At 68.3% G+C, this 8,780-nt stretch carries 6 protein-coding genes; 2 read left to right on the forward strand and 4 right to left on the reverse strand.

What is annotated here, in order from left to right:
• Positions 1-73: 73 nt before the first annotated feature.
• Positions 74-1,639 (forward strand): esterase-like activity of phytase family protein, encoded by a 1,566-nt coding sequence (locus tag ACFXI3_RS41540; RefSeq protein WP_378407239.1) that lies wholly within the window; start codon positions 74-76, stop codon positions 1,637-1,639.
• A 6-nt stretch (positions 1,640-1,645) separates the two neighbouring features.
• On the opposite strand, the gene ACFXI3_RS41545 is transcribed toward ACFXI3_RS41540, so the two are convergent.
• Positions 1,646-2,659, reverse strand: a complete 1,014-nt coding sequence (locus ACFXI3_RS41545; RefSeq protein ID WP_378407241.1) for an autoinducer 2 ABC transporter substrate-binding protein — start codon at positions 2,657-2,659, stop codon at positions 1,646-1,648.
• A gap of 98 nt (positions 2,660-2,757) precedes the next feature.
• Positions 2,758-4,221, reverse strand: coding sequence for an alpha/beta hydrolase (locus ACFXI3_RS41550; protein ID WP_378407243.1), 1,464 nt, complete (start codon positions 4,219-4,221; stop codon positions 2,758-2,760).
• 97 nt (positions 4,222-4,318) lie between these two features.
• Between ACFXI3_RS41550 and ACFXI3_RS41555 the strand changes: the two genes are divergently transcribed.
• Positions 4,319-4,777: a DUF4396 domain-containing protein gene (locus ACFXI3_RS41555; protein WP_344269565.1), complete on the forward strand. Its 459-nt coding sequence runs from the start codon at positions 4,319-4,321 to the stop codon at positions 4,775-4,777.
• 3 nt (positions 4,778-4,780) lie between these two features.
• On the opposite strand, the gene ACFXI3_RS41560 is transcribed toward ACFXI3_RS41555, so the two are convergent.
• Positions 4,781-5,569, reverse strand: a complete 789-nt coding sequence (locus ACFXI3_RS41560; protein WP_378407245.1) for a hypothetical protein — start codon at positions 5,567-5,569, stop codon at positions 4,781-4,783.
• 52 nt (positions 5,570-5,621) lie between these two features.
• A complete protein-coding gene (locus ACFXI3_RS41565; protein WP_378407247.1) occupies positions 5,622-8,498 on the reverse strand; it encodes a BTAD domain-containing putative transcriptional regulator in 2,877 nt (958 codons plus the stop codon).
• Positions 8,499-8,780: the final 282 nt, after the last annotated feature.

Here is an 8,780-nt window from a genome sequence, read left to right on the forward strand (position 1 = left end):
TGACGGACGTTGTCCAACTCGGCCGTCGAGACTTCCCCGGGCGTCGAAACGACGCCAGAGGAGGAGAAAGCCGATGAAACGCGTGAAGATCGGGCTGGTCGCCGGGGCGCTGGTGCTGCCGCTGGCCGCCGTGGGCCCGGCCGAGGCCAAGGGCCGCCCGGACGACCATTACCGGGTGCGGGCCGGGCACGCGCTGCAGGTGCGCGGCGACGCTCAGCGCGACGGCGCGGTCGTGCGGCACACCGATCCCGGGCACGGCGCGCTGACCATCGGCCCGGACGGAGCGTTCCGCTACACGCCCGCAGCCGGCTTCACCGGGCGCGACACGTTCACCTACACCGTCAGCGACGCGGTTCGGTTGTACCCGACCGACTTGCCGCCGCTCGGCACGATCGGCGGCGTCAAGATCACTGGCGGCGGATACGGTTCCGCGCTCACTCCGGTGCCGGGTTCGCGCGACGAGTTCTACGGACTGACCGACCGGGGCCCGAACGTCGACGCGCCGGACGGGTCCAAAGTGGAGCCCATCCCGTCGTTCACGCCCGCCATCGGCAAGTTCCGGCTCAAGGGCGGGAAAGCCGTGCTGGAGCGGAACATTCCGCTGCGCGCGGCGGACGGTTCGCCGTACAACGGCCAGGTCAACACCCTGGCGAACACCGGCGAGACCATCGTGGACCTCAATGGCGCGAAGCTGCCCGCGTCGCCGAACGGCTACGACTCCGAAGGTCTGGTCGCCCAGCGCGACGGGACGTTCTGGGTGTCCGACGAGTACGGCCCGTTCATCACGCACTTCCGCGCTGACGGCCGCGCGATCGAGCGACTCTCGCCGTTTGACGGTTCGCTGCCGAAGGAACTGAAGAACCGCGTGCCGAACAAGGGCATGGAAGGGCTCGCGCTCACGCCGGACGGGCGGACGCTCGTCGGCGTCATGCAGTCCGCGCTGCAGCAGCCGGATCTCACGAAGAAGCCCAGCAAGGTTCCCGCGCTGCGGATCGTGACTGTCGACCTGAAAACCCGCGCCACGCATGAGTACGCGTACCTGCTCGACAACCCGGACGAGACCAGCACTGCGGTCTCCGAGATCACCGCGCTGTCGGCGACCCGGTTCCTCGTGGACGAGCGCGACGGCAAGGCCGAGCCGGGCGCGTACAAGAAGCTGTTCGAGATCGACTTGAGCAAGGCGACTGATCTCGGCCCGGCGGCGAAGGTGCCGGGCGCGACGTATGACGCGGCCAAGGGCGGGCTGCTCGTCGATGGCGGCAAGAGCATCGAGGCGTACGTCGGCAAGGCGACCACCGCCGAGGCCGCTGACGCGCTGAAGAAGGTCGGCGTGACGCCGGTGGCGAAGAAGCTGTTCCTTGACGTTGGCGGGCTGGTGACCGGGCTGGATCCGAGTGGTGGGTTCTTCGGCCACGACAAGGTGGAGGGTGTCGCGACGACTGACGGCGGCCGCACTGTGGTGATCAGCAATGACAGCGACTTCGGTATCGACGGTGTCGCGAACTCGGCGGCTCCGTACACGCTGCACGCGAAGACGCAGCCGAACGGTCGTCAGGACGACGGTGAGTATCTGCAGGTGGACATGACAAGGCTGCCGGCGCGGACGCGCACGGTGACGGTGACCGTTGACGTGCGCTGACGGGCGTCAGTACTTGAACTGATCCACGTTGTTCTGCGTGATCAGCAGGGGATCGCCGAGCAGGACCGTCCGAGTGGCCGCGTCGTAGCGCACCGCGGGGAGCTCCGGGCTCACGTTGTTGCTGGGCCGGAGCGGGGTGCCGGTCGCGAGCTGCTCGGCGGTCCAGGCGGTGAGGTAGCCGAGTGATTCGACGTTCCACAGCACCGTCATGGAGCAGGAACCGTCGACCAGGTACGGCTTCATCGTCTGCGGCGTGCCGGTGCCGACGGTGAACACCTGGCCGATCTTCTGCTGATCACGCACCGCCCGCGCGATGCCCGGCGTCGCTGTCGTGCACTGGCCGATCATGCCGGTGAGCTTCGGATGCCGGCTGAGGATCTCCTTCGCCAGCTTCGTGGCGGTGGTGGTGTCCTCGTCGGCGTACACCGTCTCGACCAGCTTCGCTCGTGGATAGTGTTGTGCCGCATAGGCTTTCTCGGCTTCGATCCACGAGTTGAGGTTCGCCGCGGCGCGCCCGCACGAGACGATCGCGTACTCGCCGGCACCGCCGGTTTTCTTCATCAGCGAGTCGACCAGCGCCGAACCGATGCCTTCGGCCGTCGTCTGGTTCACGAAGACCTCGCGCTGGGAACCGGCGGCGTCGGTGTCCGTGGTGAGCACGTGGATGCCCTTCGCGCGCGCCTCGGCGATCGTCGGGGCCAGCTCCGCCGGATCGTTCGGGGCCACCGCGATGACGTCGACGCGTTCGGCGATGAGCTGCCGCAGGATCGCCGTCTGCGCCTCCGGGTCGACACTCGCCGGCGCGCGGGTGAACCACTTCGCGCCGAGCCGTTCGGAGGCCAGCATGCCGCCGGCGTTCATCGCGTCAAAGTACGGGATCCCGCCGATTTTCGGCACGAAGGCGATTTTCGCCGGTTCCGGAGCCGAACCGGACAGGACCGGCGTGCAACTGGCCGCCACCGCCGCCGCGGTCGCCACCAGCGCCGCACCCAGCACGAGCGTTTTGGTCCGCCCTCGCATCCCCCACCGTTCCCCGGCAACTTGACCTGGCAGCCGAAGGTAGGGCCAGTGGACGCAGGGGGTCAACCGAACGCGATCAAACGGTTACGCAAACGAGTTCAACCGCCGGACGGCGCAGCCTCCTCTCCGCCCGCCGGACACGTCCCGTCCGCGGGCAGTTCACCGGTCAGCAGGTAGTGCGCGGCCTTGTCGTCGACGCACGGGTTGGGCTCGTTGAGGTAGGCGGCGTGGTTGCCGCCGCCGTCGACGAGCAGGCTCGAACCGCGCAGCACCCGGTGCATCCGCTGCGCGCCGACCAACGGCGTCGCGGCGTCGTCTTTCCCTTGCAGCAACAGGATCGGCGGCACCGGGGCGGAGCCGATCCGGACTTCCGGCGACGGCGGGACCCGCCAGAACGCGCACGGGGCGCTGTACCAGCTGTTGAGCCAGGCGAACAGCGGCGCGGCCGTGGCGGACTTCGCGGTGTCCGCGTGCCAGGTCGCCCAGTTACGCGGCCAGCCGGCGTCGGCGCAGTTGTAGGCGAGCTGGCCGGGATCGACCGCGTAGCGGGCCTGTCCGGCGGCGACGTTCAGCCCGGTCGAATCACCGCCGCGGTGGCTCGCGACCGCCTGCATCAGCGACGGCCAGGCCCAGTCGCCGTACATCGCGGACGACAGCAGATCGTCCAATTCGGACACTCCGGTCTTGCCGTCCGCCGGTTGTGCCGCGAGTTTCTCGCGCAGCTCGTTCCACGAGGCCTTCACAGCGGATGCGGTGGTGCCGAGGTGATACGTGCTGTCGCGCTCCGCGGTCCACGCGAACAGCTGCTCAGCCCGTGCTTGAAGGGCCGTGTTTTGCTGGAACTGCGTTTGATACGTGGTGACCGTCGGATCGACGACGCTGTCCAGGATCATCCGCCCGGTGTGCGTCGGGAACAGCGTCGCGTACGTCGCGCCGAGCTTGGTGCCGTAGGAATAACCGAGGTAGTCGATCTCGTCCTTGCCGAGCGCTTCGCGGATCCGGTCCATGTCCCGCGCCGCGTTCTCGGTGGTGAGGTGCGGAAGCAGGTCTTTGCCGTTCTCAGCGCATTGCGCCGCGATCTGCTTGGCCAGATCTTCGCGCTTGCGCTCTTGCGGAAGACCGGCCGGTTCGTACGGCGACGCGGGATGCGGCGCGAGTTTCGAGGTGTCGCCACAGGAAACCGGTGTGCTCGCACCGATTCCGCGCGGGTCGAAGCTGAACACCGCGTACTGCTGAGCGACGTCCTGCGGCAACTGGCTGAACACGAGCTTCTCGGTGCCGAGCCCGGACGCGCCGGGGCCGCCGGGATTCACCAGCAGGAAATGCGGCGAACTGAGACTGCCCATGCCCGAGACGGTGAGGGTGATCTGCTTCCCGGCCGGTTTCGCGTAGTCGAGCGGCACCTGAAGGCTCGCGCACGACACCTGCCGGGGTGTCCCGGCTGGGCATTCGCCCCACTTGAGCGAGGACGGCCGCGCGCTGGCCGGAGCGCTGAGGAAGCTTCCGAGGAGGAAAACGAGGACAAATGCGGTGGCGCAACGGCGCGCCAAGTTGATCACCACACTTCCGGTTATACCGATTTGCCGGAGCCGCCGGGCGACAGTCATCACATCGGGCGACCTTGCGCCATTGATACCCCACAGGGGTATAGTCATCCGCATGAACGAGCACCAGCACGGAGCGTCTTGGTCCACCGCCGCCCAGGCGACGCTGCACTGCCTCACCGGGTGTGCCATCGGCGAAGTGCTCGGCATGGTTCTCGGCACCGCGTTCGGCCTGCACAACGCGGCCACTGTGGTGCTGTCCATCGTGCTGGCGTTCGTCTTCGGCTACGCCCTCACCATGCGCGGCGTGCTCAAGTCCGGGCTCGCGCTCGGCGCCGCCTTCAAGGTCGCGCTCGCCGCCGACACGGTGTCGATCGCGGTCATGGAGGTCATCGACAACACGGTCGTCGTGGCGATCCCGGGCGCGATGGACGCGGGGCTGTCGAGCGGATTGTTCTGGCTGTCGCTGGCCTTGTCGCTCGCGATCGCTTTCGTGGTCACGGTTCCGGTCAACAAGTGGATGATCGGCCGCGGTCGTGGGCACGCCGTCGTGCATGCCCACCACCAGCACTGAGGTTCAGCAGGACGGCACCGGAGAATCGGCTCGGAGATAGGCCTCGGACACGTAATGTCCGGGGCCTATCCGGTTCCAGCGGGTAGTTCCGTCCACCGATTCGCCGCGCACGGAACACTCGATCGGCACCTGCGCGGAATCGGCGGCCAATCCGGCTGCCGGCGCGTCGTTGTCCGCGGACGTGCGCACTACCAGCGGAGCCCCGCCGGTCACCACGCCGGTGGCCGCGGCGGTGCCAGTCCAGAGGAAAGTGACGTCCACGTAGCTGCTGCCTTTGAGGCCGAGGCCGTCCCAGAACGTGCCGTCGGCCAGATCGAGACCGGCCGGGTTGCGCACGGTGCGGCCGTGTTCGTCCTTGCCGCCGTTGAAGCCGTCTTGGTACGCCGCTTGTGCTTCCGGTACGCCTTGGGGGAGTGAGCCGAACTGCGCGCGTCGCTCGGCGGTGTTCCAGTAGTCGTCGTGTTCGTTCCACGGCCCGACATCCCACACCGGCGCGTACTCGCAGCGCGCGCCGTCGGTTCGGCACACCTTGACGGTGAACGTCCCTCTTCCCTTGGAGGACACCGTTTTCGTTGACGGAAGCGCTGCGAAATGGTCCCGTTCGGTGATCCGGTGCCCGCTCGAGGTGGTGCCGCCGACGAGCCCTTCGCGGGTCGCGTAGAGGCGGTAGGTCAGCGGTCTTTCCAGGACTCTTCTGCCGTGCTTGGGTTTGGCCGAGACGGGAGGCGGAGTCGACAAAGCGATAACTGCCACTGCGAGAAGGACGTGACCAGCCGCTTTCCTGGTGTTCATCAGCGCATCGTGGCCCGGCGCGCGGGATCGGCCGCGCAACCGGGCCCGCGCGTCAGGCGGACACGATCCGGTGCGGCCCGGTCTTGCGCGGCCGGTCGTCGACCGGGACGTCAGCGGACAGCTCCCGGCGGATGGCCCGGGCGCGCTCGGCGTAGCTGCGGGACCGTTCGGGCTGGCTGAGCGCGGAGTGGAGTTCGCCGAGGAGCTGCGACACATGGGCTTCGGACCGGCGGTCTCCGTTGCGGCGGTGCACGCTCAGCGAGTTCACCAGCAGCAGTTGCGCGTGCGCGAGATCGCCGCTGTACAGACAGAGTTCGCCGAGGTTCTGGTTCGCGTAGCCGACGCAGTGGTCGTCACCGAGATCGGTGAACACGGCGATGGCGCGCGTGACGTGCTCGCGGGCTTCGGCGAGGTTGCCCTCGCGTTGGTGCAGAAGCCCGAGCCGTTGCAGCGCATGGGCTTCCCGGTGCCGGTCGCCGATTTCGCAGGACAGCTCCAGCGCGTCGGTGTACCAGCGGCGGGCCGTCGCGTAGCATTTGCGCGCGACCCAGATCGAGCCGATCGCGATCCGGATCACCGCTTCGCCGTGCGGGTCGCCCGCCTCGCCGAACAGCCGGAGCGCTTCGTGACAGGGTTCGAGCGCGCGGTCGGTTTGGCCTTGCATCCGCAGCACGGTGCCGAGGCCGGCGTGTGCCTCGCCGAGGCCTTGCTGGTCGCCGATGCGCTGGTACAGCTCGCGTGCGGCTTCGAAGGCGACCATCGCGTCCGCGTCGTTGTCTTGGTACAGCAGGACTTGGCCGAGGTTGCGCTGGACGACTGCCTCGCCGCGGAGCGAGCCTGCCCGGCGTGCTGCTTCGAGGGCGATCAGATGGGTGGCGTGCCAGTCGTCTTGGTGGCCGCGGAGATCGAAGTACGGCGTGAGGGCCACGGTGAGCCGCCAGGTCAGGTCGTCGAAACCGCGTTCGGCGGCCAGCCCGACGGCGGCGACGCAGGTGGCGCGTTCGGCGGCGAACCAAGCCGCTGGGTCGGTCAGCAGGCGGTCTGCTTCCGTGGGAAGGGCTGGGTCGGTTTCGTCGTGGTACTGGCCGAAGAAATGGATCGGCATCCGCTCGGCGGCTTCTACCGCCAGCGCTAGATATCCCCTTAGAACTCGGCCCACTGCGGCGCGGGTCTCGTCGGGTTCGGCTAGTTCGGCGGCGTAGACGCGCAGGAGGTCGTGCAGGCGGTAGCGCGGTTGGCCCGCGACGTCGGTGGCGACGAGTTCCACCAGGTGTGCGTCGACGAGCACGTCGAGGACGTCGTCGGCGGACGAGCGGCCCAGGACCGCGGCGACTGCCCAAGCAGGGAATTGCACCGGACCCAGTGCGCCTAACCGGCGGAAGGCCGCGGCGGCGGACATGGGCAGGAGGTCGTAGCTCAGGGTCACGCTCGCGCGGACGGCCAGGTCGCCGACGCGCAGCTCGTCGAGGCGGCGGTGTTCGTCGTGGAGGCGGTCGGCGAGGATGCGCAGGGACCAGGTCGGACGGTGGGTGAGCTTGGCGCCGGCGACGCGGATCGCCAGCGGCAGATGTCCGCACTGGCGCAGGATCGCCGCGGCGTCTTCGGGTTCGGCGGCTACCCGGTCGTGGCCGACGATGCCTTCCAGCAGACGGGCGGCTTCCGGTTCGGGCAGCAGGTCGACGTCCACCGGGACTGCGCCGGGCAGGTCTGGCAGGCGGATCCGGCTGGTGACGAGTACGGCGCACGCGCCTGCGCCGGGCAGCAGCGGGCGTACTTGGGCGGCGCTGCCCGCGTCGTCGAGGACGACGCACATCCGGCGGCCGGCGAGCTGGGAACGCAGCAGTGCGGCGCGTTCCGCCAGGTCTCGGGGGAGGCCGGAATCCGGGATGCCGAGGGCGCGCAGGAGTTCGGCCAGGACGCTCATCGGGGAGCGCGGGGACGACGAGGTTCCGGCGAGGTCCACATGCAACTGTCCGTCTGGGAAAACGGTGCGTACTGCGTGCGCTACCCGTACTGCGATTGAGGATTTGCCGATTCCCGGTGCGCCGGACAGGACGACGATCGCGGGGCGTTCCGCTTCGGCGTGGCGGCGGAGTTTCGCGACCAGGCGCTGGGTCACTTCGCCGCGGCCGGTGAAATCTGGCAGATCGAGGGGTAATTGGCAGATCGGCGGGACTTTGGCGCACGGGACTTCGAGGGTGGTGCGGAGTTCGCGGAGCGCTGCGCCGGGGCTCGCGGACAATTCGTCGGCGAGGGTTTGTTCGACCAGTTCGTACGCTTCCGCGGCTTCGGTGGTTCGGCCTGCGTCGCGTAGTGCGGTGATCAGGTGGTGCCAGAGTTCTTCGCGCAGCGGGTGTTCGGTGACCAGGGCGCGTAGTTCGGCGATGACTTCGTTGTGGCGGCCCAGGGCTAGCCGGGCGCGTAGGCGTTGTTCTTGTACTGCCAGGCGTAGTTCGTCCAGGCGGGCGACTGTCGGGCCCCAGGTCGGGTCGTGGGGGAGGCCTTCCAGTACTTCGCCTCGCCAGAGGGCGTGGGCTTCGTCCAGGAGGGTCAGGGCGGTTTCTGGGTGGTCTTGGGTTTCCCAGGCCTTCGTTGCCAAGCGGGTGAAGACGAGGTGGTCGAGTTCGTCTTCCGGGACGGTGAGGAGGTAGCCGGAGGCTCGGCTCGTGATGCGGTCGGCTAGGTCGGGGGAGGTTTCGGCTAGGCGTCTGCGGAGGGAGTGGACGTAGGTGCGGATGTTGGCGGCTGCGGAGCGCGGGGCGGTGGTCGGCCACAGGACTTCGACCAGGGCTTCGGTGGATACGACGATGTTGGGCTGGAGGGCCAGTGCGGCCAGCAGCAAGCGGGGCTTCGGGCCGCCCAGCGGTACGGCCCTGCCCTCGGCGATGACCTCCAGCGGCCCCAGGATCCGGAAGGTCAGCGAAATCAATTTACCCGCCTTGGCGGCAAGGTCCCCATGGTCGGCATGCTAGGAGCGTTTGGGCCGGTTAGCTAGATCCACTTGGGGAGGAATACCCCATAAGGGGTGATATCGAGGGGTGGATGTTACCGGGTGTTTCCTGTGGGGTGAATTGTTTTCATGTGTGGGGGTGGGGGTTCGGCTCGTCGCCTGGCGGCGACATTGCGCACGGGTGGTTGCGTGGGGCACCCCGAAGCTTGATTGTGCTGACGGTCTGGGGGTGCTTGTCAAGGCGGGAAAGATGCCTTGACA

Origin of the sequence: Amycolatopsis sp. NPDC059235 (genome assembly GCF_042754125.1) — a bacterium.
GTDB lineage: Bacteria > Actinomycetota > Actinomycetes > Mycobacteriales > Pseudonocardiaceae > Amycolatopsis > Amycolatopsis albidoflava.